The 25,391-nt window shown below is 61.0% G+C and carries 19 protein-coding genes; 5 read left to right on the top strand and 14 right to left on the bottom strand.

The window, feature by feature from the left end; genetic code table 11:
* Positions 1-4: 4 nt before the first annotated feature.
* The 4 genes from BOO69_RS18220 to BOO69_RS18205 all read right to left on the bottom strand — a co-directional run bounded on the left by BOO69_RS18220 (position 5) and on the right by BOO69_RS18205 (position 8,714).
* Complete coding sequence (locus BOO69_RS18220) at positions 5-2,320, bottom strand: hypothetical protein (RefSeq protein ID WP_216636993.1); 2,316 nt, start codon at positions 2,318-2,320, stop codon at positions 5-7.
* Positions 2,321-2,480: 160 nt separating this feature from the next.
* Positions 2,481-6,365 (bottom strand): glycosyltransferase, encoded by a 3,885-nt coding sequence (locus tag BOO69_RS18215; protein ID WP_237267521.1) that lies wholly within the window; start codon positions 6,363-6,365, stop codon positions 2,481-2,483.
* A gap of 155 nt (positions 6,366-6,520) precedes the next feature.
* Complete coding sequence (locus tag BOO69_RS18210; protein WP_071973463.1) at positions 6,521-7,456, bottom strand: NAD-dependent epimerase/dehydratase family protein; 936 nt, start codon at positions 7,454-7,456, stop codon at positions 6,521-6,523.
* A 121-nt stretch (positions 7,457-7,577) separates the two neighbouring features.
* The gene (locus BOO69_RS18205; RefSeq protein ID WP_071973462.1) at positions 7,578-8,714 is read right to left on the bottom strand and encodes an aminotransferase class I/II-fold pyridoxal phosphate-dependent enzyme; all 1,137 of its coding nucleotides are present in this window, start codon (positions 8,712-8,714) and stop codon (positions 7,578-7,580) included.
* 25 nt (positions 8,715-8,739) lie between these two features.
* On the opposite strand from BOO69_RS18205, the gene BOO69_RS18200 reads away from it, so the two are divergent.
* On the top strand, positions 8,740-9,498 hold the full coding sequence (locus tag BOO69_RS18200; protein WP_071973461.1) for an MBL fold metallo-hydrolase: 759 nt from the start codon (positions 8,740-8,742) through the stop codon (positions 9,496-9,498).
* A gap of 3 nt (positions 9,499-9,501) precedes the next feature.
* Here BOO69_RS18200 and BOO69_RS18195 read toward each other — a convergent pair whose 3' ends face one another.
* On the bottom strand, positions 9,502-10,224 hold the full coding sequence (locus BOO69_RS18195) for an SDR family NAD(P)-dependent oxidoreductase (RefSeq protein WP_071973460.1): 723 nt from the start codon (positions 10,222-10,224) through the stop codon (positions 9,502-9,504).
* 92 nt (positions 10,225-10,316) lie between these two features.
* Here BOO69_RS18195 and BOO69_RS18190 point away from each other — a divergent pair, with 92 nt between their 5' ends.
* Positions 10,317-11,480 (top strand): pyridoxal phosphate-dependent aminotransferase, encoded by a 1,164-nt coding sequence (locus BOO69_RS18190; protein WP_071973459.1) that lies wholly within the window; start codon positions 10,317-10,319, stop codon positions 11,478-11,480.
* Between the two features lie 72 nt (positions 11,481-11,552).
* Here BOO69_RS18190 and BOO69_RS18185 read toward each other — a convergent pair whose 3' ends face one another.
* The 4 genes from BOO69_RS18185 to pcaC are packed head-to-tail and all read right to left on the bottom strand — an operon-like array spanning position 11,553 to position 14,135.
* Positions 11,553-12,389, bottom strand: a complete 837-nt coding sequence (locus tag BOO69_RS18185; RefSeq protein WP_071973458.1) for a 3-oxoadipate:acetyl-CoA acetyltransferase — start codon at positions 12,387-12,389, stop codon at positions 11,553-11,555.
* A gap of 8 nt (positions 12,390-12,397) precedes the next feature.
* Positions 12,398-13,012 carry a protocatechuate 3,4-dioxygenase subunit alpha gene (gene pcaG, locus BOO69_RS18180; RefSeq protein WP_071973457.1) on the bottom strand — a complete coding sequence of 205 codons (615 nt, stop codon included), beginning with the start codon at positions 13,010-13,012 and terminating at the stop codon, positions 12,398-12,400.
* Between the two features lie 2 nt (positions 13,013-13,014).
* A complete protein-coding gene (gene pcaH / locus BOO69_RS18175; RefSeq protein WP_071973456.1) occupies positions 13,015-13,758 on the bottom strand; it encodes a protocatechuate 3,4-dioxygenase subunit beta in 744 nt (247 codons plus the stop codon).
* Positions 13,755-14,135 (bottom strand): 4-carboxymuconolactone decarboxylase, encoded by a 381-nt coding sequence (gene pcaC, locus BOO69_RS18170; RefSeq protein WP_071973455.1) that lies wholly within the window; start codon positions 14,133-14,135, stop codon positions 13,755-13,757. Before pcaC ends, pcaH begins: the two co-directional genes overlap by 4 nt.
* Before the next feature lie 83 nt (positions 14,136-14,218).
* On the opposite strand from pcaC, the gene pcaQ reads away from it, so the two are divergent.
* Positions 14,219-15,184 (top strand): pca operon transcription factor PcaQ, encoded by a 966-nt coding sequence (pcaQ, locus tag BOO69_RS18165; RefSeq protein ID WP_071973454.1) that lies wholly within the window; start codon positions 14,219-14,221, stop codon positions 15,182-15,184.
* Positions 15,185-15,261: 77 nt separating this feature from the next.
* Positions 15,262-15,927, top strand: coding sequence for a peptide-methionine (S)-S-oxide reductase MsrA (msrA, locus tag BOO69_RS18160; protein WP_071973453.1), 666 nt, complete (start codon positions 15,262-15,264; stop codon positions 15,925-15,927).
* Between the two features lies 1 nt (position 15,928).
* Here msrA and BOO69_RS18155 read toward each other — a convergent pair whose 3' ends face one another.
* From BOO69_RS18155 to BOO69_RS18145, 3 genes are all read right to left on the bottom strand, one after another.
* Positions 15,929-16,804: a ribokinase gene (locus BOO69_RS18155; RefSeq protein ID WP_071973452.1), complete on the bottom strand. Its 876-nt coding sequence runs from the start codon at positions 16,802-16,804 to the stop codon at positions 15,929-15,931.
* The gene (locus BOO69_RS18150; protein WP_071973451.1) at positions 16,801-19,059 is read right to left on the bottom strand and encodes an NADP-dependent malic enzyme; all 2,259 of its coding nucleotides are present in this window, start codon (positions 19,057-19,059) and stop codon (positions 16,801-16,803) included. Before BOO69_RS18150 ends, BOO69_RS18155 begins: the two co-directional genes overlap by 4 nt.
* A gap of 75 nt (positions 19,060-19,134) precedes the next feature.
* Positions 19,135-20,901, bottom strand: a complete 1,767-nt coding sequence (locus BOO69_RS18145; RefSeq protein WP_083545593.1) for a glycosyltransferase family 61 protein — start codon at positions 20,899-20,901, stop codon at positions 19,135-19,137.
* A 98-nt stretch (positions 20,902-20,999) separates the two neighbouring features.
* Between BOO69_RS18145 and mutS the strand changes: the two genes are divergently transcribed.
* Positions 21,000-23,651: a DNA mismatch repair protein MutS gene (mutS, locus tag BOO69_RS18140; RefSeq protein WP_071973449.1), complete on the top strand. Its 2,652-nt coding sequence runs from the start codon at positions 21,000-21,002 to the stop codon at positions 23,649-23,651.
* A gap of 47 nt (positions 23,652-23,698) precedes the next feature.
* On the opposite strand, the gene BOO69_RS18135 is transcribed toward mutS, so the two are convergent.
* Entirely contained in the window at positions 23,699-24,262 is a 564-nt protein-coding gene (locus tag BOO69_RS18135) for a nucleotide exchange factor GrpE (protein ID WP_071973448.1), read from the bottom strand.
* A 9-nt stretch (positions 24,263-24,271) separates the two neighbouring features.
* Positions 24,272-25,306 (bottom strand): heat-inducible transcriptional repressor HrcA, encoded by a 1,035-nt coding sequence (gene hrcA, locus BOO69_RS18130; protein ID WP_418361311.1) that lies wholly within the window; start codon positions 25,304-25,306, stop codon positions 24,272-24,274.
* Positions 25,307-25,391 lie beyond the last annotated feature (85 nt).

The following is a 25,391-nucleotide window of genomic DNA, read 5'->3' as shown; positions in this document are numbered from 1 at the left end:
CCGGTCAGTTCCTGATCCTGCGGACGACCCAGCGCAGTGGCGCCGTGATGCGCCATGAAGTGCTTTCCCTCATCGATTCCCACGCCGCCTCGGCATAGGCGCCGCGGCTTCGCAGTTCTGCGATTTCGGCCTTGGTGGACTGTTCGTTCTCCATCAGGATGCGGGTCAGTTCGGTAATCTCGCGCTGCTGCGTCTTGACCGAGGTTTCCAGGATCGCGATCTGGTTGCTCTTGTCGCTTACGCTCCGCTGCAGCTGGCTGATCCTGGCGGCTTCCTGCTCCAGTGCGGTCTCCTTGCGCGACAATGCCGTCTTCATCTCGACAAAGCGGCGGTCCCTGTCGGGTTGCTCCGCCTTGAGAGCCTGAAGTTCGCGGTGTGTCTGTTCAGCCTCGTGGGTCCGCTGCGCCAGCGCGCTTCGTGCCTGGGCAAGTTCGTCCTGAACAGTCCTGAGGGTCGCACGATCGACCTCCTGTTCGGCCGCCAAGGTCTCAAGACGGGTCTGAATCTCGCGCTTTTCGCGAGAGAGGTCGTCGGCCGATTTCTTGAGTGAGTCGCGCTCCGATACGACCACATCCCGTTCTTCCGCCAACCTGTCCCGCTGTCCGGAGAGATCGTCGCGGTCCTTCATCAGCCGGTTGCGCTCTGCGGCCAATTCATCGCGTTTCCGCAAGACGCGGTCGTGCGTGTCCGTCAGGGTCACCAGTTGCGACGACACCCGGTCCTGCTCCTTCACGGATTGGTCGAAAGCGGTTTGCAGTCTCGACAGCTTCTTCTGCAGGCTCTCCTTTTCCTGCTGGAAAGACGCACGTTCTTCGGCATGCGCGTCTCGTTCCTGTTCAAGACTGCGCTTTGCTTCCTCGACCGCTTCGAGCCTCGCCTTTGCGTCCGCGACCTGCGCCCGCAATGCATCGCGGGCGGCAGCTGTTTCATTCCGGGATTCACGAAGCGACGCGTTCTCCGCCACGAGAGACTCGCGTTTGCGGGCATGTTCATCCCGTTCCGCCGCAAGGTCGGCATACCGTTTTTCGAAGTCCGCGCGTTCCTGCTGGAGTGTCCGAACCTCGTTCGAAAGGCTTTCCTTGAGCTTGTTGCGCTCGGCCTCGACGGCCGTGAGGGAGCCATCGAGGCTCGCCTTCTCGGACATGGTCTTGGTCAGTGTCTGGCGCACGCTGTCCCGCTCCGCCTCGACACTGGTCAGATCGTTTCTCAGGGCGTCACGCTCGGAACGGATGGCGTCACGGTTTTCGGCCAGGTTATCCCGCGCCGTGATTGCGTCCTTGAGCCGGCTTTCCAACTTGGATCGCTCTTCCTGCAGGGCATTCACGTCGGTTTCGCGCGCCTTCAGGGTCTGGGCCGTCTTGCGGCTGTCCTGAATGACCGGGGCAAATGTCGTGGCCGCGCTGGTCAGCGCGGCACGGGTCGCATCAAGCTTCTTGTGATCGGTCCTGACCTCGCCCGTCGCGGCCCATTTTTCCAGAATGGCATAGGTGTCGCGGACCCATTCCGACAGCATCGGATTGTCCAGAGTCGCCTCGGGAGGCTGGTCATGATGCTTGAGATTCCTGTCGAGGAAACTTTCGACCTCGGCATAGACCCCGACAGAGAAACGCGGCAGCGACAGGTCAAGCGTCTGCTGTACCTTGGTCATCGCGCCTGCCCAGTTCTGCAGCAGGCTGGTGAAATTCATGAAGCAGCGGCTCTTGCCCCGAGTAGATGCTTCGGCATCCAGAACGTGGCGCAACCAGATCAGCATCGCGTTGCCGGTGTTCATGTTATCGCGACGTTCCAATGACGCGGCGACTTCCAGGGGATTGCGATGCGTCAGCACATAGCGGGTCGCCGCACCGCTTTCCTTCAGCACGTCCTCCCAGAACGGGACAAGACGGCAGATACGGGGATCCTTCAGCACGAACAGCCGGGAGTCGCCGAACTCGTTCTTCACCAGTTCGAGGGCACGATCGTGGAATTCCTCGACCCGGCTGCTCTTGAACCACCCCGGATTGATCGGCAGCCAGTCATCCCAACTTGAACCCGCGGAGGACAGCAGATCGTTGTGCAGCTTGTAGACGCTTTCGGACTCGAAGTAGCCCTTTTCGTTGTCCTTGGTCGGCTTCATCTGGTTTGCGGGCGTGTCGCATCCCAGCAGGTTCAGCACCCCCGCCGTGGCGGATGTGCCCGAGCGGTGCATCCCCAGGACCACGACGGCGGTCCGCTTTGCTGCCGGCTTTTTCCGGGAGGCCGAGGCATTCTCTGCCGGCTTGCGGGCCGTTTTCTTGCGGGTCGCGGTCTTGCCGGTCTTGGTGGTCACTCTCGCCGCCATGTACTGCCTATCAATATCCAAGTTACAAAAAGGGCGCTCTCGGGCCGACGCATCGGGCAATTGCCCGCAACGCCGATAAATCCGGGTATTATCATTCGCAAAGCTCTTGGCCCATAGGTTGCTGCATAATTAGACCCGATCGGTGTAGCCGAGCCACGCCTCATGCCGCCGAAAAGTTTCGTCTCGTGAAGAACTGGATCGGATACCAATCATATTGACTGACCTTGCTGGCGTATCTGCGCACTTGCGCTTTCTCGAAGTGCAGCGCGGACAGACGTGCGGTCAATTCTTCGCTTTCACGTGCGCCGGCGATGGCCAGTGACCCGCCCGGTTTCAACAGCCGCGATGCCTCCCTCAGCAGCAGCTCGTCCGCCTTTGGATCGCTGCCCAGGGCATCGTTCAGCATGACGAAACTCAATCGGCCATCCGCGAAATCCGTTCGTCCGGTGCCTTTCAGAATCTCGAGAAGCGGAGCTGCCTCGATCTGGCGGCCCTGGAACTGCTGGGTCCAGAAGCCCGATATCGCCTGCGGTACGTTGACGCCCAGCGCGGGAAGGCGCCTGTAAAGCAGGGTGGATTCCGCCAATGCGCGATGCAGGCTGCGGCCCCGTCGCGATGCGCCGCAGTGTGGGCAACGCGCTGCGCCGTCCAGATCCTCGAACGCCGAGCTTTGCTTTCCGCAGGCATTGCAATGACAAACCTCGCCTCCGGCGATGGCGTCGAGTGCGCGGAGATCCTCCAGCATCGGCGGATGCAGCGCGCCCATGGTTTCATCTACCCGGTGGAACAGCCCTGGCCGCGTCTTGTTGTAGAGTGCCATCAGTCCGGGCACCTCGCCCAACTCCCAGCCACAGCTTTCGACGTAGTAGGAAAATTCCACGTCCGTGGAGTTATGGGGGACGTCATCGGAAAACCCGCCGATCGCGTCGATCATGGATCGCCGCATGACAAAGAAGCCGCCCTGAACATGGCAGAACAGCCGGTCCGGATTGTCGTGCGCGAACTGTGGGTTGCGGAATTTGTCGAACAGGGCCTGCGCAACGGGATAGTCACGCCCGTAGAGATAGGTCGGCGAATAGCACAGTGTTCCCGCCAGCCCGATGTCCGGATGGCCGTTCATGTAGCTGACAAAGGGCTTTTCCCAGCCGTAGCGGACGGTCATGCCTTCCTTGCCGCACACGTAGATCGCGTATTCGGAAGTGCCGTTCGCCAGGCAGATGTTCGTTCCGGGGCCGACGAAAGCATTCTCGCGGTTCAGGATGACCGTGACATTGTCATGCTGGGCATGCAGCCGCATGAGGTAGGTCAGGGTCTCGGGCCCGCTGCCATTGTCGCAGATGATAAGGTGGAAAGGCAGCGACGTGTTCTTGAACAGACGACGGGTGACCTCGGTGATCTCCGCGATGTTGTTCCAGCTCACGATCAGCAAATCCACTGTCTCTCCCGTCCAGACACGCAGCAGGTTTTCCACCAGGTGACCGGTGTTGTAGTCCTGTTCGATGCGCTGGTAGGCATTGCGGATGACCGTTTCGACGGCGACATCGGGCAGCTTGTAAAAGGCCCGGATCCGCGCCGCGATGGCCTGCGGCGTCGGTTCGCAGACGAAGCCCGTCACGTTGTCCTCCACCAGATCCGGAATTCCCGAAAGATCGGTTGTCAGGACCGGCAGACCCGCCGCCATCGCTTCCATGAGCACGGTCGGGATGCCATCCATGTCGCCGTCCTGAGCCCGAACGCTGGGACAGGCAAAGAGATCGCTCTCCCGGTATAGTTTCAGCATCGCGTCGCGGCCCTTTACCGGTCCGCAAAGGTGCACGTTGCCGATCTCCTCCGTCTTGATCGTCTCGCGGTAACTGTCCTCGAGATCGCCGTATCCGTAGAGTTCGATCCGGATATTTTCCTTTTCCAGCAGCTTTCCCGCCCGGATCAGGTGAATCAGACCCTTCTTCTCGGTAAATCGGTGGATCGCGACGATCCTGCGGTAGGGTCGTTTCTCGCGCCCCTCGGACCAGCCGTCGGCGTAGAGACGCACATCGCAGCCGTTCGCATTGATCATCATCTTGTGGTCCGGCACGCCGCGTTCGGCGAGATAGGACCGATGAAAGCGCGACGGCACGAAAACCTTGGCGCACAGGGGCGACTGGCCAACCTCGTCGATCCGGTTCCTGATGTCGTTGCTGTATCGGAAGATATCCTGCGCGTGGGCGATGAAGGTGAAGCGAACATTCGCCTTTTCGCAGGCAGGCCAGACCATGTCGGTCACCGTGGGATATACAAAGTGCGAGTGCACCATGTTCCGCCCGGTTTCGGTCAGCCGTTCCGCAAGGTGATCGTGATCGCGCACCCTCTCCCATTCGATGTCGAAGTCCGGCTTGAAATCCGGGTAGGGTGACTGTTTGCAATAGACTTTGACGTCGTACCCCTGCTCGACCAGCAGGCGTAACTCGTTCAGCACGAACGTTTCCGACGGGACGGGGAAATGCCAGCTGAAATACGCGATCTTCATCTGATCCCTTGGGGTCGGGGTCAGATCGCGGCGGGGCAGCAGCTTCTGCTTGACCGGCGCAAGCTGCTTGGCGTTCAGCGCATCGTAGGCACTGCGCATCTGGTCGGCATAGACATCCCGGTCGAACCGCTTCTGCACGTCAGCCTTCGCCTGTTTGCCGATACGCCCCAAGAGGGTCCGGTCATCCGCCAGTCGGCGCAGGTGCGCTGCGACCGCTTTGGTATCACCCAAGGGCACGATGAAGCCGGTCTCGCCTTCCTGGACGAACTCGGGTGGGGCGCCGTAATCATAGACGATTGCAGGTCGCGCCGCTGCCATCCCTTCGAGCACGGTACGTCCGAAGCTTTCCTGGAAATGCGACAGGTTCAATATCACGTCCGCCTCGGCGATCGCCTGGGCCGGCGTATCGCGATAGCCAAGCATCACCAACGTCTGCGGAAGGCTGCCATCTGCGACCTTGTTCATCAGCTCGTGGGTATGCTCTGTTTCAGGGCCGATCAGGTGAAACAGGACGTCCGGATGTGTTGTCGCGATGTCCCGCGCGATTTCGGCGAAATCCGCGATGCCCTTCTTCGGGATATTGGAACTGATCAGGGCCACCCGCAACGGACCGCTGGACGATGGCGGCGGCAGTTTCACGAGATCGGCAAAATCGGCGGTGTTGTAGACGAGAGAGGGGGAATGACCCTTGAGACTGAAGCCCTCAAGCGTCGCCTTGGAGTTGGCGATCACGTGGTCACAGTTTTCCCAGATCCAGTCGACGATATCATCCGCACTTTCCCCGATAAGTTTCAGGAGCGCCTCGTCATGCCGGATAAGCTCGCGCACGTGGATGATGCTTTTGACGCCCATCCTCCGGGCTGCGACCAGTGGTTCGCGCAACACGATGGTATTCGTGTGCACGATATCGATTCCCTCGTCCTGAATGATCTGGGCAAAGTCCGTGACCGCGTGATCGTTCAGCGGCTCGCCGTCGCGCCACCAGCCATAGCGAAAGACGTAGGTGGCAAACGATTTCTGGCGCAAGGTGCGGAAATAGTCGGTGTTGCCATGCCCCGGCACCGTCACGACAACGTTGTAGTCCAGCGCGTTGAGGCCATCCAACATGTCGATGAAACTGCGTTCGCCGCCGAACAGGTTCTTCCCGGCGACGTGACTGCACAACAGGACTGTCGGTCTGCCCGGTCGCGCTTCGAGGCCTCCGGCCACGCGCTTGACCCCGTCCCGCACGATGTCTTCCGCCTTGTGCAGCCGCGGCTGCGCGACCTCGGCAATACGGCGGCCTTCCGCCCTCCCGAAACGTATGTAATGCAAGACGGGGTTGTAGTTCTTGCGGGCCACGTCGCGGTGCGTCTTGACGTAATACTCGGAGTTGAACTTGGGGCCGGGGTTGCGCAGCAGGCGACCCCCCAGCCACAGGAAGTGTTCCAGCGGGTCCATGCCAAGCATTTTGACGTCGGGATACTGGCGCAAGTACCAGTCGGCATCAAACAGCCCCGAGCTTTCCAGCGTTGCCCTGTCCATGTCATTTGAGGCCACTGCAGATTCCTCGCAAGTGTTTATAATATAGGTGAAATTTATGTTAAACTTATAACTCGGTTACGTTTACTCTTTAGGTGACCGGACCAGGGGAATCCATGGCGCTCGATCCAAAAAATGAATGTCGGCGGGACAAAGCCTAAGAATACGGCAAATCAGTCCGCACGTGAGGTTTGCTTGACCCATTCCCAGGTCCGTTCGATCCCCTCCTTCAGATCCACCTTGGGCGCCCAGCGGAAATCGCGCCGCGCCTTCGAAATGTCGAGCACGACCCGCGGCACGTCGAAACTGCGCCCGGGTTTGTAGACGGGATCGAAATTGATCCCCGGCTCATCCGCCGTCACGGCCCTGATCCGGTCGACGATGTCGTTGATCGACGCGCCCGCGCCGGAGCCCGCGTTGTAGCATCCCGACGTATCGGTGGTCAGCGCCGCAACGCAGAGATCGGCAAGGTCGCGCACGTAGATGAAATCGCGCACGATGCTGCCGTCGCCCCAGATCTCCACCCCTTCACCGCGGGCGGTGCGCCACAGGTGGGTGCCGATGATGCCCTGAATCCCCCCGTGCCCCTGCCGCGGACCGTAGGGATTGGAGGCGCGCAGCACGATCGGCTGCAACCCGTGCAGGTGGTTCTCCATCTGCATGTAGTTCTCGATCGCCACCTTCACGATCCCGTAGGAGCTGATCGGGTTGAGCGGATGCGCCTCGGCCACGGGATCGGTGGTGGGGATGCCGTAGACGGTCCCGCCCGACGACAGGTAGACGATCTTGCGGATGTCGGTGGCGCGCATCATCTCGAGCAGGCGCACGGCCGAGATCAGGTTGCCCTTGATGTCCGCCACCGGGTCGAGGTTGGAGGTGGAGGGCACCGTGGTGCTGGCCAGATGGATCACCGCATCGACGCCGCTCATGGCTTCGAACACCTGGGCGGTATCGGTGAGATCGCCCATGACATACTCGACCCGCGGCAGCGGATCGCGAAACGGCTCGAGGCGGCGGTCGAAAATGCGAACCGCGATTCCGTGTTCAACCAGGCAGTCCGCGACATGCGAACCGATAAAACCACATCCCCCGATCAGCAAGACTTTCAAATTCGGTCTCCGAGGACAAATTTCTTCAATGAATGGATGCTAGGCATCCTCAGCCGCGACTTATAGACCCAGACTTCCCGGATCGCAAAAGCGAATCCCGTGAAGTTTTTGTGTCGGCAGTCTATTCGCCGTCATCCGACCAATTTTTCAACGCCGCGCTCACGCGGTCCAGTCCCTTGCCCAGGTTTACGGCCGCGCCACCGCCGACTCCCAACCGAATGTGGTTCGGCTGATCATAGGCACTGCCAGGCAGCAGGAAGGTTCGGTAGGGGTCTTCCAACAGGCGGCGCGCGAAAGCATCGCTGTCGATGCCGTCCGGCAACCGCGCCAATCCGATCAACCCGGCGCGCGGCGACACCCAGGAGAGATCCTTCTGCGATTCGACCCAACCGTTCATTTCGGCGAGGTTCGCGGCCCCGTCGCTGCGGGCCTTTTCCATGGCGGGCACGTAGCGCGCGGGCCTGAGGGCGATCTCCGCAATCACCTCGCCCATGATGTTCATGATCTCCGAACTGTTTTCCCGAAGAATCACGGCATCCATCAGCAGATCCGCGTCCCGGCAGATCATCCAGCCTGTCCGGAGCCCCTGCAGGCCCAGCGCCTTGCTGACGGAGCCGGTCGTGATTCCGCGCTCGTAGAGACCCGCGACAGATGGCGCGCGGGGTCCGTCCCACTCCAGCCCGGCATAGACCTCATCCACCAGCAGCCACGCGCCGACACCCGCGGCGATGCCGACCATTTCCTCGATTTCGGCCGCGCTCAACAAATCGCCCGTCGGGTTGTTCGGGTTGGTCACAAAGATCATCCTGGTCTTGTCGGTGACGGCATCGCGCAGGCGATCCATCGGCAGATGCCATCCTTCGCTTTCCCGGCGTGTCACCTTTACGATCTTCGCACCGATCGCCTTGGCCAGAACCTCGGCCTGCGGCCAGCCCGGGGTTTCGATGACGATCTCGTCGCCCGGCTGCAGCAACTGCATGATGGCAAGGTAGTTCGCTTCTGCGGCGCCTGCGGTGATCAGTACGTCTTCCAGACCGCACCGGTCCTGAAGACCGGCCTGTGTCAGGACATGCGACCGCAGTTCGGGCAGGCCACGGAAATCCCGGTTGTTCCAGTCCAGCGACAGGCTGGGGTCCAGCGCATCCAGATAGTCGCCGAGAACCGGCGAGCCGGAAAGCGAGAAGCCGACGATGGCCTCCGGTTCCGCATCGGTGGTCTCGAGCAGATATTGAAACAACGTGTGAATCTTGACTTTCATGTGCTCCCCCGGGCTAATCGCGGCCATGGATAAACAGTTCACGCTCAAGGGCAAACCGAAACGCCTCGCCGTTCTTGATTACGGCCTTTTCGAAGTTCACGCAGGCCCGCGCACGATCGGCATCTGCGGATTCGTTGTTCAGACCGACGCCGACGAGGTTGTGCTCATCGATACGGGATTCCCGCAGAAGTATGCGGACGACGCAGAGGCCGCGACGGCGGAGGATGACCTTGGCAGTTTCGGCCGCGTCCTGTCGGTGACGGCGGAAAACATGCCGGGTCCGCAGCTGCAAACCCTGGGGCTGGCCAAATCCGATGTCACCCTGATGATCCAAAGCCATACGCACATCGACCACGTCGGTGACATGGCAGGGTACCCCGAGGCGCCGATCCTGATCTCCGCCGCTGAACGGGCCTTGCCCAGGCCGCTGTACTGGTCGGGAAAACAGGCCATGGAATGGCCGGACAGGGATTATCGCCTCGTCCATTCGGACATGATGCTCGGACCGGGGTTCGAGGTCCTGCACTGTCCCGGACACGCACCGGGGCAATTGGCCTTCATGGTCGATCTGCCGCAGACAGGCTGGGTTCTTCTGACGTCGGACGCGATCAGCCGGGCGTCCGAGATCGACGAGAAGTTTGCGGGTTCATGGGACGACGATCAGGCGATCTTTCACGGGGACCGCCTGATGGCATTGGCGCGGGAAAGGGACGCGCTGGTGATCTACGGTCACAGCCCGGAACAGTGGCCCGACCTTCGCAAGGCGCCCGACTGGTTCGAGTAGGGTCTAACGAACGTCCCGGCCCTGGTTCAGGATGATGACGTTTCCGCTGGAAACATCGCCGGCGGGAGAAACGAGGAATCCGACCCATGCCGCGATCTCCGAAGGCTGCATCGCGCGGCCATGCGGCATCTGCGCGATCGCCTTGGCCAGCACCTCTTCGCTCACGACATTGAACAGCGGCGTTTCCGTCATGGCGGGCGCGATGGAATTCACCGCTATTTTCTCGGTGGCATAGCGCCGCGCCAGATCCTTGGTCAGCGTGTCGAGCGCGGCTTTGGACGCGCGATAATGGGGAGGGTCGAAAGCATCGAAATTGTAGGCCCCATTGGAGGATATATTGACGATCTTCCGCACACCGGGCCGGCCCTGCATCAGCTTGATCGCCGCCTGACAGCAATGGAAGGCGCCGGAAAAATTCAGGGCCATCTGCTTTTCGAACTCCGCTTCGGGGATGTCCGGAAACTCGGACATGAAGCAGGTGCCGGCATTGTTCACCAACGCGTCAACACCTCCGTGCCGGTCCGCTATCGCCGCAAAGGCATCCGTGATCGACCCGTAGTCGGTAAGGTCCGTTTTGATCCCCTGAAATCCGTCGGCCTCCATTTCCTTCAGGCTCTCGGCATCAAGATCCAGCCCCACCACCAGAAACCCGTCTTTCATCAATTGCGCGACGATGGCGCGCCCCATCCCTCCCGCGGCGCCCGTGACGACTGCAATCTTGTCCATGTGCCCTCCTCTCGGAACTGGCGCTTTCGCCGGTCCCGCGTTACTCAGAGGTGGATGTAAACGCACGCATCAGGTCAATGCAAGGATGAGCCATGCCTGTTCGACCCGCCCGCCGGATCACCGACAGCAGCCCCAAGAACTTCGGCATGTTCGCCAAGGCAGTGGGCATGGAAGGTGATCTGATTCATCTCGAACTGGGGATGCCGGCCGAAGATACACCGCAGCATATCAAGGACGCCACCATCGCGGCGCTGCAAGCGGGTGATGTACATTATTCCGATCTGCAGGGCCTGCCGGAGTTGCGCCGCGCCATCGCGGACCGGCTGGGCGCGCATGATGGGCCCACCTACAATGCGGACGAAGTGATCGTGACAAACGGTCTTACCCAGGCATCCTTTGCCGCGTTCATGGCCTATCTCGATGCAGGTGACGAGGTGATCCTGCTGGCACCCTACTACCCTCAACATATCGGAAAGGCCGAGCTGGCCGGCGCCAAGGTGGTTATCGCGCCGCTTGATAATCGGAATGGGTTTTCGCTGAATCCCGCCTTGATAGAGCCGCATATCACCGCACGAACCCGCGCCATCGCGCTGATAAATCCCTGCAATCCGACAGGCCGGGTCTATACCCGTGACGAACTGCGTGGTCTCGCTGACCTCGCGGTCGCACACGATCTTCTGGTTCTGTCCGACGAGGTTTATGCCGAGATCACCTATGACGGGCATCGTCACATTTCGATAGCCGGCCTTCCGGGGATGAAGGAGCGGACCATCACCATGGGCGCCTTTACCAAGGCCTACGCGATGGACGGGTGGCGGCTGGGCTACATCGCTGCCGATGAATCGCTGATCGCACCCTTGATGAAGGTCCACACCAACGAAGTGACCCATGTGAACACCTTCGTGCAGCATGGTGCCATCGCGGCGCTAACGGGAGATCCCAAGATTCTCGCGGGGATGGTGGACCGGGACCGGGCAAGGCGCGACCTCGTGGTGCGCAGGCTGAACCAGATGCCCGGTGTGACATGTGCCGCGGTCGAAGGAACGATCTATGCCTTTCCGGACATTATCGGCACTGGTCTGGCCGCGCAGGAGTGCGCGGACCGGCTGTTGGCCGAAGTCGGGGTGGTGGTCGAAGCCGGCAGTTTCTACGGCGAGGCAGGCCAGGGGCACCTGCGCGTCTGTTTCGGCTGTGCCGAACTGGAACGTCTTGAAGAGGCGATGGACCGGATGCAACGTTTCTTCAACGGCATCTAGCCTAAGGGCGCTAAAGGGGCGACGGTGCCGATCCGGTGATTGGTCTCCTGCGAAGCGGCTTCGGCCGTGCGGTCACGAAACGTGTCGCAACCCGAGGATCCGGCGGGCTTCCTGCCATGTCGCAACAGGTCGCTCATACTTGTCACAGATCTGCGCCGTGCGCCGGACCAAAGCGGCGTTCGAGGGGGCCAAGGTGTTTCTGTCCAGCCGCACATTGTCTTCCAGCCCGGTGCGGGCATGGCCGCCGTTCGAGATGGCCCAGTCGTTCAGGACGATCTGGTTCGCGCCGATTCCGGCAGCGCACCAAGGCGCATCTTCGCCGAACAGTCGCTTGACGGTGTGGACGTAGAAATCGAACACAGCCCGGTCCGCAGGCATCGCGTTCTTCACACCCATCACGAACTGAACATAAGGTCTGTCCTTGATCTTACCGTTTTGGTGCATCTCGGCCGCACGAAAGATGTGGCTGAGGTCAAAGGCTTCGATCTCCGGCTTGACGTCATGAGCGACCATTTCGGCCGCCAACCAGTCGACCAGGTCCGGCGGGTTCTCGTAGACACGGGTGGGAAAGTTGTTCGATCCCACGGACAGGGACGCCATGTCGGGCTGCAATGGCAGCATCCCGCCCCGAGCCCGTCCTGCGCCTGAGCGCCCCCCGGTCGAGAGTTGCACGATCATGCCGGGGCAGTGTTTCTCAATCCCTCCTTTCAGGGCTGCAAAACGGTCCGGGTCGCTGGTTGGTGTTTCGTCCTCGTTGCGCACGTGGCAGTGCGCGATTGTCGCACCAGCCTCATAGGCTTCCTGCGTACTTTCGATCTGTTCCGAAACCGTGATCGGAACCGCCGGGTTGTCGGCCTTGGTTGGTACTGACCCGGTGATGGCCACGCAAATGATGCAGGGTTTGTTCACGCGGCCCCCTAGATATCGAAAAAGATGGTTTCGTTCGGACCCTGCAAGTGGATGTCGAACCGATAGACCCCGTCAGCTTCTTTCCTGGCGAGCAGGGTCGGAACCCGATTCTGGTGTTCGATCCCGCTCAGCAAGGGGTCGGCGCTGTTCGCTTCGGCCTCATCTTCGAAGTAGATCCGCGTGTGCAGACCGATGTTGATCCCCCGCGCCACGATCCAGGCGGTTACGTGGGGTGCCTGCATCCGGCCATCGGGCATGGGCACCGCGCCCGGCTTCACGGTATCGAACGAAAACTCGCCCGTTTCCATGTCACCCGGCGAGCGGCCCCATCCGGTGAAATTCGGGTCTGCCTTGCCCCTTGTCTCGTTCAACGACGGAAACAGCCCCGCGGCATCAGGTTGCCAGATTTCGATCATCGCGTCCCGCAGCGGTGTCCCCGTGCCGTCGAAGACCGTTCCCTTGATCACGATCTCCTGACCCTTGACCGGGCCGGTCTTCATCTTTGTGCCGAGGTCGCCGCCATAGATGTCGATGCCGGTAAAATTCGGGGTGCAGCCGATGTGAACATAGGGTCCGGCCGTCTGGCTTGGGCTTTCTTTCAGGTAATCCAGTCTCTGCACCATGCTCAAAGCCCCTCCGCCCGGTTTTCGAAGTATGTCTGACGCCGCCCCCGCAACACGATATCGAACTTGTAGGCACGCGCGTCCATCGGCACCGTGCGATGCATGTCGAGCAGCGCGGTCAGCTGGTCGATGGCCTCCTGCGATTTCAGCACCCCGACGATGGGGCACAGCGGGATCAGCGGATCACCTTCAAAGTACATCTGCGTGATCAGGCGCTGGGCGAAACCGTGACCGAAGACCGAGAAGTGGATATGTGCCGGTCGCCAGTCATTCATGCCGTTCGGCCAGGGATAAGGCCCCGGCATCACCGTACGAAACTCGTAGGCACCGTCGTTCCCCGTGATCGTGCGACCGCAGCCGCCGAAATTCGGGTCCAACGCCGCCTGGTACTTTTCCTTCTTGTGCCGATAGCGGCCCCCCGCGTTGGCCTGCCAGAACTCCAGCAGCGCGCCCGGCACGGGCCGTCCCATCTCGTCCAGAACACGACCGTGCACGATGATTCGGGGTCCGATCGCGCTTTGACCCGATTGCGCGTAGTTGTGGATGAGGTCGTTATCCAGCGCCCCGATCATCCCGTGCCCGAACATCGGCGAGGTTTCCTCGCTCAGCGTGGTCGGAAACGAAAGAAGCGCCGCCTGCGGGCTGCGCTTGACGCTCGTCTTGTACGGCGGGGTCAGCGCATCCGGGTGCCAGCTGCGGTCACGCGGCACAAATCCACCCAGGTTCGGCGTTCGAGTTTCTGTCATAGGTCGACTCCGAGTTCCGCATAGGTCTGCTTGGCGAGCTTGATGGCGTGGTTGGCTTTTGGCACGCCCGCATAGATGGCAACATGCATGAAGGCCTGCAACACGTCACGCGGTTCGGCTCCGGTCGTGCGGCTGGCGCGAATGTGCATGGGGATCTCGTCGAAATTTCCCATGGCGGCCAGCAGGGCCAGGGTCAGCATCGACCTTTCCCTGCGCGAAATCGTGTCGTCCGCCCAGAGTGTTCCCCAAGCGCCCTCGGTGATCATTTCTTGGAACGGCGCGTCGAAATCGACCCTGCTCGCTTCCGCACGGTCGACGTGGGCATCGCCCAGCACCTGCCGACGCACGAGCATCCCTTTTTCGTACTTCTCCGACATCCTCGCCTCCTCGTTCTAGGCTTTCAGCCTAAAGCCATGAGAAAGGCATTCAAAATGACTTCGTATGCTTTATGATTTCCAGAATGGAATTCAAACAGACCCGTCGGATCAAGATGCGTCACCTTTCGGCATTTGTCGAAACGGTGAGGTGCGGCAGTCTGAAAGGTGCGGCCGAAAGGATGTTCCTGACCCAGCCGACCGTTTCCAAGACCCTTGCGGATCTCGAACATATACTTGGCGTCACGCTTCTGCACCGGGGAAGGGCCGGAATCGCCCTGACGCGCGAGGGGGCCGTCTTTCGGCAATTCGCCGAGCAGGGCCTCGCTGCGGTTGACCACGGCTTGACCAGTCTTGCCGCGCTGAGCGCCGGTCGCGCCGCGCCGTTGAGGATCGGCACGCTGCCGTCTGTCTCTGCCGACCTGTTGCCGGACGTGATCCTGCAGTTCGAACGTCTGTCCCCCGCCACGCCGGTGACCGTGATCGAAGGGCCGATCGCCACTTCGATCGACGGTCTGCGCGCGGGTGACCTCGATCTGGTGATCGGCCGCATGGGATCGCCCGACCGCATGAACGGTATCAGTTTCACCCAGCTCTATTCCGAGCGGGTCGTCTTTGCCGCGGCCCGCCATCACCCCGCGGAAGGTGTGCGCGATGCGTCTGCCCTGGCGGAACATCGGGTGCTGTATCCGCCGCCGAACGCCGCGATCCGGCCTTTGGTCGATCGGTTCATGATCGAAAAGGGCATCGCCGCCTTCCCGCGCCTGCTGGAAACCGTTTCCGCCGCCTTCGGCCGCGCGATGATGCTGGGCCCGGCGCATGCGGTTTGGATCATAAGCCAAGGCGTCGTTGCACGGGATGTTGCGGCAGGCCGCGTGTCGATCCTGCCCATCGATACCGACAGCATGTCCGGTCCGGTCGGCATGATGACCCGATCCGAGGAGGAGCCGACACCGGCGCTGAGGCTGTTCCGACAGGCACTGGCAGACACGTTGGATGAGGGTCGGCACCATCCGGCCCCGCACCGATCACGCGGTTTCACCACGACGTGACCTTGATCGAACCCGGCTTGTACTACCTGACGTACAGGTCCAGCGTTGGGCTATCGCCGTTGGAAAGGGAGGTCACCATGAAGCGATTGACACAGATCAAGGCATTGGCCCTCGGCGCGCTGATTGCGCTCGGACTGGTTGTTCAGACCGGGCAAGCACGGGCCGCGGAGACACAGACACTTACCGTTGCAGGCGGCTGCTTCTGGTGTGTCGAAGCCGATTTCGAATCCGTGCGCGGTGTACAGGAAGCTGTCTCAGGTTTTGCCGGCGGAACCGTCGCCAACCCCACCTACGATCAGGTGACGGCAGGCGGCACCGGGCATTACGAAGCGGTCCAGATCCGGTTCGACCCCGATGTGGTGAGCGTGGACAGCCTGCTGTACCTCTTTTTCCGCTCGATCGATCCGACCGACGCTGGCGGACAGTTCTGTGACCGGGGCAACAGTTACCGCACCGCGATCTTTGCGGACGGGCCGCAGCAGAAGGCAGCCGCGGAAAGGGTCAAGGCAGAAGCACAGGCGGAGCTGGGACAGAATATCGTGACACCCATACTGGGCGACACGCCCTTCTATCCCGCGGGCGACTATCATCAGGACTACTACAAGAGCAGCGACCGGCTGGCGTTCAGCAGTGTCGGCATCGGTGTCAAGAAGTCCGTCGCCTATAAACGCTACCGCAATGGCTGCGGTCGGGACCAGCGGGTCAAGGAGCTTTGGGGAAGCGACGCGCCCTTCGTCGGATAGATCACGCTCCGAAATCGTGATCCTGGATATCCTTGAGGTCCGGGATCACATCGGCGGTGCCCTGACGTGCGACCATCAGCGCACCGGCCTTCTGCGCCAGTTCGATCGCCTCGGCCATTTTCATGCCTCTGTCCAGCCCGGCGATCAGGTACCCGGTAAAGGTGTCTCCGGCCCCGGTGGTGTCCACCACCTGCGTCGAGAAAGCGGGAAACCGTCTCTCTTCATGGGTGGCGGTTGAAATCCAACGGCATCCGTCACCGCCGAGGGTGACGATCACATCGGCAACGGGAAGGTCGCGCAACTCCGTCCCGGTCTCCTTTTCCAGTTGCCCCGCCTCGACCGCGTTCAGGACCAGCAGGTCAATCCTGTCCAGAAGCCGGGTCACGCTCTCCGCGCTGAATGGGGCAGCGGCATAGGCGACACGCATCCCCAGCAGCTTGGCCGTCTCCGCGGCAAAGGGCTGGCCCAGCGTTTCGTTCTGCATCAACAGGAAATCACCCGGCGACGCTTCGGCCAGCGCCGCGCCGATCATCTGGTCGGTAACCATGTGATTGGCGCCGGGGAACAGCACGATGTTGTTTTCCCCCGCGGCGTCGACGTGGATGTTGGCATGACCGGTCGCGGTATCGATGACGGTTATGTGCGCGGTCTCAACCCCGTATTCCAGCAGCCGCTGCAGCGCCCAGGCGCCATCCTGACCAACCGCGCCGATGTGCATGACCCGTGCAGCCGCCCGGGCCGCGGCGACGGACATGTTGGCACCTTTGCCGCCAAGACCCTGCCGCAACTCGGTCGCGGCTATGGTTTCGCCCGGTCCGGGCAGATGCGGCAGACGATAGAAGTTATCCGCATTGATCGAACCGAGGTTCCAGATCATTCGCCGACCTTGCAGGCCGCGAGGATTGCCATGTTCAGGATATCGTTGGCCGTCGATGTGGTAGAACAGATCTGGATGCTCTTGTCCAAGCCGGTCAGGATCGGACCGATCACCGTGGCACCCGCCATCTCCTGCATCAGCTTGACCGAGATGCTGGCCGAGTGGCGCGCAGGTACGATCAGGATGTTCGCCGGGCCGGTCAGCCGCGAAAACGGGTACTGTTTCTGCGCGTTGACGTTCAGTGCGACATCGACGGTCATTTCGCCTTCGTATTCGAAATCGACACCGCGGGTGTCCAGGATTTCGGGCGCGAGGTGCATTTTTTCCGCACGCTCGGACACCGGATAGCCGAAGGTCGAGAAGCTGACAAAGGCCACCCGCGGTTCCAGGCCCATGTGCCGTGCGACGGCGGCGCCGCTTTCGGCGATGTTGGCCAGATCGTTTTCATCCGGCCATTCGTGCACGAGCGTATCGGCAATGAACACGATCCGCCCCTTGTGCAGCAGCGCGGTGAACCCTGCCGCGCCATGCTCGGCGTTGGCCTCGAAGACGTGGTTCAACCTTTCCAGCACATGCGCGGATTTCCGGGTCACGCCGGTCACAAGTCCGTCTCCGTGACCGTGGGCCAGCATCAGCGCGCCGAAAACGTGGCGGTCCCGAGCGGCGAGCCGATGAATGTCCTTGTTGTCGAACCCCCTGCGCTGGAGCTTTCGATAGAGATAGTCCTTGTAGGTATCCAGATGCTGCGTATTCGCCGCGTTGACGACCTCGAGCTCGCGCACCGCGTCGTCCATGCCAGCCGCATCCAGCTTGGCCTTTACGTCCGCCTCTCGTCCGACGACCAGCGCCTTGCCCAGACCGGCGCGTTGGTACATGACCGCCGCGCGCAGCACCCTCGGGTCGTCACCTTCGGCGAAAATCATGCGCGCCTGGTTGTTACGTGCCCGCGCGTTGATACCACGCAGGATGTTGGCCGTCGGGTCCATCCGCGATTTCAGGTTGAGCTCGTAGGCGTCCATGTCGATGATCGGACGCCGCGCCGCACCTGTGTCCATCCCCGCCCGCGCCACGGCGGGTGGAATACGGTGGATCAATCGCGGATCGAAGGGTGTCGGAATGATGTAGTCCCGCCCGAAGGTCAGGGTCTTGCCATAGGCGACCGCAACTTCATCGGGGACATCTTCGCGCGCAAGATTTGCCAGGGCATGGGCGCAGGCGATCTTCATCTCGTCGTTGATGGCGCGGGCGTGGATATCCAGCGCCCCGCGAAAGAGATAGGGAAAGCCTAGGACATTGTTCACCTGGTTCGGGTAGTCGCTGCGCCCGGTCGCCACGATGGCATCCATGCGAACGGCGTGGGCCTCTTCCGGGGTGATTTCGGGATCCGGGTTCGCCATGGCGAAGATCACCGGGTTGTCCGCCATGCTTTCGACCATCGCAGGCGTGACCGCGCCCTTCACACTGACGCCCAAAAAGACATCTGCGCCCTTCATCGCCTCTTCCAGCGTGCGCAGCTCCGTCTGCGCGGCATGGGCAGACTTCCATTGGTTCATCCCCTCGGTCCGACCTTGGTAGATGACGCCCTTGGTGTCGCACATGATGCAATTGTTGTGCCGCGCCCCCATGGCCTTCAGCAGTTCGAGACAGGCGATCCCGGCCGCACCGGCACCATTCAGGACGATACGCACGTCCTCTATCTTCTTCCCCGAGAGATGCAGCGCATTGATAAGACCGGCAGCACAGATCACCGCCGTTCCGTGCTGATCGTCATGGAACACCGGAATGTCCATCTCTTCCTTGAGGCGCTGCTCGATGATGAAACATTCAGGCGCCTTGATATCTTCGAGGTTGATGCCGCCGAATGTCGGACCCATCAGGCGCACGGCATTGATGAACGCTTCGGTGTCTTCGGTATCGAGTTCGATGTCGATGGAGTTCACGTCCGCGAAACGCTTGAACAGAACCGATTTGCCTTCCATCACCGGCTTGGACGCCAGCGCGCCGAGGTTTCCCAGACCCAGCACCGCCGTCCCGTTGGACACCACGGCTACAAGGTTGCCCTTGTTGGTATAATCGTAGGCTGTCTCCGGATTCTGGGCAATCGCCTCGCAGGGAACGGCAACGCCCGGCGAATAGGCAAGGCTAAGGTCCCGTTGGGTGGTCATCGGAACGGTCGCCGTGATTTCGAACTTACCCGGACTCGGCTCGAGATGGAACGCAAGTGCTTCTTCGGAGGTGATACGATTGCTTGACACTGAAAGGGCCCTTTGGGTTTTTCGGACTAATAGACGTGAAACGGCCCGCGCACAATCGCGGGGCCCGTTATGGGATCAGGCAATGTAGCGCACCCATTCGTGGTTCTTGACGAAAGCAGCGTGCCGTTCGGGGAAATCCGACCTCAGCCGCGAGACCGCCCATCGGATGACCTGGGGACGCTCGCATCGGTTGGCACACCAGATGATGCGGACGAGGGTCTGCCATCGCGACGGATCGGCCTTGAACGCCTTGTCTAACGCGACCAGTTCGGACTTGGGTTCATCCAGATCCTTGTGGCAATCCGCCTTCAACAGGCAAAGTTCGACATCTTCCGTCACCAGCGGGCCGTGCCGTTCAAGGACCGCGACCGCACGGTCGGCCGATCCTGCCTGAAGCAGTTCGCGGGAAAGACGACCCAGGGCATTGACGGAATTCAGTTCAGGCACGTGGCCCAGCACGCTCACGACGAAGGCCATGATCTGCGCGACCGCCGGTTCGGATATGGCCACGGGAACGATGCTGTCCTTTGCGAAATGCGGCTCTATCAAAGGGTCTTCCGAGTTGAAATCGGCGAAGAAGCTGATGTAACGGCATTGTGCAGCGTTGGCCAAAGGCCAGAAGTCGCCCCATCGGAATTGGGCGGTTTGCAACGTGCCGATCTCGATCACATGCGCCTGCGGATTTGCGAACAGCATATTCGCAAAACCTGCGCCGTGGTACGAGATCATCATCTCGGCATTGGCCATGAGCGCGATCTGCTCGATCGGATGCAGGTTCTCGAACACCACGTACTCGAAGTCGAAGAGGCTGAGGTGTTCGAAAAGCTGGTCTTCGCCCGCCATGTGCCGATCCCGGCTTTGCCTGCTGTCCCGACCGACGAAGAACCGCTTCGGCAGATGCGGGAATTCCTGCCCCTCGATCGCCGCCAGCGCCCTGCTGCGCAGTTTCAGAAGCATCGTGCTGACGGAATTCATCGCAAGGTTGGCGTTGAACCGGGTGTGCAGAATATCTTCTTCCTGCTGGACGGTCGCGGGCGCAAAGGACGCGATACCCTCGAGCATCGCTTCGGGAAGCTGCGCATGACCGCCAAGGAAATCGTAGGCCGTTATGACCCGTTCGTAATCCTTGGGCGCCCGTTCAAAGAAGACACGGCCCGCGAACTCGGGGAACAGTGTCTCAACGAACGCTTCGGTGAAGGGGCGGTGTTTCTCTTCGGCGTTCGGAAAATGGAAATAGATATTGCCCCGGAAATCGAGACCGTCGAGGAGTGTAAGCTGCGGCAGTGCTTCGGTCAGGAAGTGATAGAAATTGAAGGTATTGCGACACTCCACCGCAAAGGGAATGTCGGGCGACAACCCACCTGAATGAAGCGGAAGCTGACGTGATCTGTTCTGCTCGCGACAATTGGCCAGATAGGCGTCTAACGTCATGTCCACGTCGAATTCCGTGTCCTCGTTTTCCCATCGATAGCGATTGATCAGCCGGGTTCCCGCCGCACCGCTGAGCAGCAACCGGTCGGATGCCATCACGTAGGACTTTCGGAAGCTTGCCTTTTCCAGCACCGCCGGAACCGCGCTGAACTCCAGTGCCTTGCGAAATACCTTCTGTTTCTTCACCACACCCAGAAAGGACGTGATCTTGCGATTCATTTCCTCGTGCGCCGAAGCCGGAAACCCTTCGATGATGGTGCGCGGCATCGGTCGCCAGACGAACTCCGGCCGGGCCAGCACGCTGAACCCCGGATCGACCCAGGGATTCATGAAAAGGGCGTCAGGGGGGAATTTCAGTTCGATCTTGTTGCGCAAGGGATCGACATCTTTCTGCCATATGGGGTTCGGCATCGTTTCTAGCACGCCAAGCCAACCCGTCTAGCATCAAGGACGACGGCGCCCCTTTCGCTGCGCCGGCTGTTTTTGTACAGACACACAATCAAGGGGGAATGCAGGTGAGCAGCGACAAGATAACGCCGATGATGGCGCAGTACCTGGAGTTGAAGGCCGACTATGCCGACGCCCTGCTGTTCTATCGCATGGGCGATTTCTACGAGATGTTCTTTGACGATGCCGTCGCGGCGGCAGAAGCGCTTGACATCGCCCTGACCAAGCGCGGCAAGCACGCCGGTGACGACATCCCGATGTGCGGCGTCCCGGTCCATGCCGCGGAAGGATACCTGCTGACCCTGATCCGCAAGGGATTTCGGGTAGCGATCTGTGAACAGATGGAGAGCCCGGCCGAAGCCAAGAAGCGCGGCAGCAAATCGGTTGTGAAACGCGACGTTGTACGGCTGGTGACGCCAGGAACATTGACGGAGGAAACGCTTCTCGATGCGCGGCAGCACAACTATCTCGCCGCCTTTGCAGAAGTCCGTGACGAAGCCGCGCTCGCCTGGGTCGATATTTCGACAGGATTCCTGCAGGTCATGGCCCTGCCCGCGGTGCGGCTGGGCCCGGAACTGGCGCGCCTCGCCCCCGCGGAACTGATCGTGTCCGAAGCCCGCGAACAGAATCACCGCCATCTCGAGGCGGAGTTCGGCATCGCCCTGACCGGTCTCGCGCGATCCGCCTTCGACAGCAGCAACGCGGAAAAGCGGATCTGCGCGCTCTACAATGTCGAGACCCTGGAGTCGTTCGGCAGCTTCAGCCGGGCGGAAGTCTCGGCCATGGGCGCGTTGATCGACTATCTGGAGATCACGCAGAAGGGAAAGCTGCCCCTTCTGCGGCATCCCCAAAAGGAGAATGAGGCCCGGAACGTCCAGATCGATGCATCGACCCGGCGAAATCTCGAGCTGACCCATGCGCTGGGCGGCGGACGGGCAGGTTCGCTTCTGGCCATCATGGACCGCACCTGTACCGCAGCCGGCGCGCGCCTGCTCGAACGGCGCATATCGAGCCCATCACGGGTTCTGGACACGATCCAGCGCCGTCTGGACGCCGTATCGTTCGCATTCGATAGCTCGAGGATCACACAGACCGTCAGGGAGTCTTTGCGCAAGGTTCCCGACCTCGACCGCGCCTTGTCGCGTCTGTCGCTCGATCGGGGCGGGCCGCGCGATCTGGCCGCGATCCGGAACGGTTTGTCCGAAGCAGCCCTGCTTGCAGAAAGGCTCGGCACTCTCGAACTGCCGTCGCTGCTGGCGGAAGCAGCCGCATCACTGAAAGGACACGAAGACATCGTAGATCTTCTGGACCAGTCCTTGATCGCCGAGCCGCCCCTGCTGGTCCGTGATGGCGGATTCGTCGCGCCGGGCTACGAAGAAGAACTCGACGATGCGCGCAAGCTGCGCGACGAGGGTCGGGGCGTGATCGCGGGCATGCAGCAGCAATACGTGTCTGACACGGGGATTTCTTCTCTGAAGATCAAGCATAACAACGTGCTGGGCTACTTCATCGAAACCACTGCAACCCATGCGGAAAGGATGATGTCGCCGCCACTGTCGGACCGCTTCGTTCATCGTCAAACCACGGCAAACCAGGTTCGGTTCACGACCGTGGAACTGTCGGAAATGGAGACCAAGATCCTTAATGCCGGCAATCACGCGTTGGACATCGAAAAGCGCATTTTCGAGAATTTGAGGCACACCGTGCTGTCCCATGCCGCGGAAATCGGCACCGCCGCATCCGGGCTGGCCGAGATCGATCTTGCATTCGGGCTGGCCGATCTGGCGCAGGCGGAGAACTGGGTCAGGCCGATGGTGGACGACAGCCGCGCCTTCGACATTCAGGGCGGTCGGCATCCCGTGGTCGAGCGGGCGATGCGCCAGCAATCGGGTGACTCTTTCGTGGCCAACGATTGCGACCTCGGGATCGAGGGAGATGGCGCGCACATCTGGTTGCTGACAGGTCCGAACATGGCAGGCAAATCGACCTTCCTGCGTCAGAACGCGTTGATCGCGCTGATGGCACAGATGGGTAGTTTCGTGCCGGCCGATCGCGCGCATATCGGATTGATCAGTCAGTTGTTCAGCCGCGTCGGGGCGTCCGATGACCTCGCGCGCGGACGGTCGACTTTCATGGTCGAAATGGTGGAAACCGCTGCGATCCTCAATCAGGCGGATGACCGCGCGCTGGTGATCCTAGACGAAATCGGCCGAGGTACGGCAACCTACGATGGGTTGTCCATTGCCTGGGCCACGCTCGAATACCTGCACGATGCAAACCGGTGCCGCGCCCTTTTCGCAACCCACTACCACGAGATGACAGCGCTCTCCAACAAGCTGGACGGCGTCGAAAACGCGACTGTCGCGGTCAAGGAGTGGGACGGAACCGTCATTTTCCTGCACGAGGTGCGCATTGGCGCCGCCGATCGGTCCTACGGCGTACAGGTCGCGCAGCTTGCCGGGCTGCCGGATTCGGTCATCGCCCGCGCTCGGGTCGTTCTGGACGCACTGGAAAAGGGCGAACGCGAAGGCGGCGCGACCCAGAAGACCCTGATCGACGACCTGCCGCTGTTCTCGGTCAGTCCGGCAGCCGCCCCGAAACCACAACAGAAATCCATCGTGGACGAACAACTCGCCGCAATAATTCCGGACGAGCTGAGCCCGCGCGAGGCGCTTGATCTGCTGTACAAACTGAAAGAGGCGGCCAAAACCTGACCGCCCCTTCATTGTTCAATAAATACACGAATCCAGCGTTTGCCAGCCTAGCTGCCCGTCATGGATGAGACGCCAACCTGCGCGGGGCGCAGAAGGCGGTCGTGCAACATGAAACCTTCGGCAGCGACCTGAATGATATCGCCCGCCTTGGTATCCGGCACAGGGGCCTCGAACATCGCCTGGTGCAGTTTCGGATCGAAGCGGTCCCCGACCTCGGGCGCGATGATCTCGATTCCGTGTTTCTTGAAGACATTCAGGAGTTCACGCATCGTCAACTCCACGCCTTCCAGAAGCGGGCCGGAAACTTCGCGCTGTTCGTCAGTCGCCGCTTCCAGCGCGCGCTTCATGTTGTCGTAGACCGGCAGCATGTCACGGGCCAGCTTTGACCCGCCGTAATTCTCTGCCTCGCGGCGGTCCTTGTCCGACCGCTTGCGCGCGTTTTCGGCGTCCGCGAGCGCGCGCATGAAACGGTCCTTCAGCTGATCGCGCTCTGCCCGCAATTGATCCAGTTCCAACGCTTCGTCGTCGATCTCCGCAATTGTGTCGGCGAACTCGTCCTGTTCCGCCGCGTCGATATCGTCGAGAAAATCATCGTTCTTAGGCTCAGCCATTTTTCCCCTCTAGCTCCGGTCGGAAATCAGCTTGCCGACCAGTTGCGCAGTGTAATTTACAATCGGTACAATACGACCGTAGTTCAATCGGGTGGGACCGATCACGCCGACGGCCCCAATCACCTTTCGATCAGCGTTCATATAAGGGGAAACGACCAGAGAGGAACCCGAAAGTGAGAAAAGTTTGTTCTCCGAGCCGATAAAAATGCGCACGCCCTCGCCGGTCTGGGCAAGCTCCAGAAACTCGGCAATGTCGCGCTTGCGTTCCAGATCATCGAACAGCGAGCGGATGCGTGCGAGGTCTTCCTCCTCGGCGTCGGTACCCAAAAGGTGCGAGCGGCCCCGGACGATCAGCCGTTCCGAATTCTCGTCCTCACCGGTCCAGAGCGCGAGACCGCTCTCCACCAGCTGCTGCGCCAGAATGTCGATTTCCTGACGGCGCTCCGCGATCGTTCGGGCGATGCTCCGTTGCAGTTCGGTCAGCGTCTTGCCTTCGACCAGCGAGTTGAGAAAATTCGCGGCCTCGCGCATCGAACTGGGGGTCTGACCTATCGGTGGCGTGAACAGGCGGTTTTCAACGTGCCCGTCGGAAAACACCAGAACCACCAACGCCCGGTCATGGGACAGCGATACGAATTCGATATGCTTGATCGGCGCCTCGTGCTTTGGCGTCAGCACCAGCGACGCCCCCTGGGTCACGCCGGACAGCGCTGATCCCACACGGTCCAGAAGCCCGCCGACATCGGATGCGTTGTCGCCGAGCGTGGCATCGATTTTTTCGCGGTCCGTTTCGGTCGGATCGCCGAGCTCGATCATGCCATCCACGAACATGCGAAGACCCAGCTGCGTGGGTATCCGACCGGCACTGACATGGGGGGAACCCAACAGGCCGAGGTATTCAAGATCCTGCATGACGTTGCGAATGGTCGCCGCGCTCACCTTTTCGCTGAAATCGCGGGTCAGCGTCCGCGATCCGACGGGATCACCACTTGCCAGATAGCCCTCGACCACCCGCCGGAATACCTCGCGGGATCTATCGTTCATCTCTTTGAGAAGATCCGAAGTTTCGTTCATGCCCTTAATAAAGGTAGGCTTTGCGCAAACGTCAATCGGGGTTGCATCCTGACGC

This window comes from Sulfitobacter alexandrii, from assembly GCF_001886735.1.
Lineage (GTDB): Bacteria > Pseudomonadota > Alphaproteobacteria > Rhodobacterales > Rhodobacteraceae > Sulfitobacter > Sulfitobacter alexandrii.
Note: the sequence above shows the minus strand (reverse complement) of the source record. Positions and strands in the feature narration are given on the sequence as shown.

Coding starts and splice junctions, on each gene's coding strand:
- BOO69_RS18220 (WP_216636993.1), bottom strand. CDS start 2,320: ATGGCGGCGAGAGTGACCACCAAGACCGGCAAGACCGCGACCCGCAAG.
- BOO69_RS18205 (WP_071973462.1), bottom strand. CDS start 8,714: ATGAAAGTCAAGATTCACACGTTGTTTCAATATCTGCTCGAGACCACC.
- BOO69_RS18200 (WP_071973461.1), top strand. CDS start 8,740: ATGGATAAACAGTTCACGCTCAAGGGCAAACCGAAACGCCTCGCCGTT.
- BOO69_RS18195 (WP_071973460.1), bottom strand. CDS start 10,224: ATGGACAAGATTGCAGTCGTCACGGGCGCCGCGGGAGGGATGGGGCGC.
- BOO69_RS18190 (WP_071973459.1), top strand. CDS start 10,317: ATGCCTGTTCGACCCGCCCGCCGGATCACCGACAGCAGCCCCAAGAAC.
- pcaG (WP_071973457.1), bottom strand. CDS start 13,012: ATGGTGCAGAGACTGGATTACCTGAAAGAAAGCCCAAGCCAGACGGCC.
- pcaH (WP_071973456.1), bottom strand. CDS start 13,758: ATGACAGAAACTCGAACGCCGAACCTGGGTGGATTTGTGCCGCGTGAC.
- pcaC (WP_071973455.1), bottom strand. CDS start 14,135: ATGTCGGAGAAGTACGAAAAAGGGATGCTCGTGCGTCGGCAGGTGCTG.
- pcaQ (WP_071973454.1), top strand. CDS start 14,219: ATGGAATTCAAACAGACCCGTCGGATCAAGATGCGTCACCTTTCGGCA.
- msrA (WP_071973453.1), top strand. CDS start 15,262: ATGAAGCGATTGACACAGATCAAGGCATTGGCCCTCGGCGCGCTGATT.
- BOO69_RS18155 (WP_071973452.1), bottom strand. CDS start 16,804: ATGATCTGGAACCTCGGTTCGATCAATGCGGATAACTTCTATCGTCTG.
- BOO69_RS18145 (WP_083545593.1), bottom strand. CDS start 20,901: ATGCCGAACCCCATATGGCAGAAAGATGTCGATCCCTTGCGCAACAAG.
- mutS (WP_071973449.1), top strand. CDS start 21,000: ATGCAGGTGAGCAGCGACAAGATAACGCCGATGATGGCGCAGTACCTG.
- BOO69_RS18135 (WP_071973448.1), bottom strand. CDS start 24,262: ATGGCTGAGCCTAAGAACGATGATTTTCTCGACGATATCGACGCGGCG.
- hrcA (WP_418361311.1), bottom strand. CDS start 25,306: ATGAACGATAGATCCCGCGAGGTATTCCGGCGGGTGGTCGAGGGCTAT.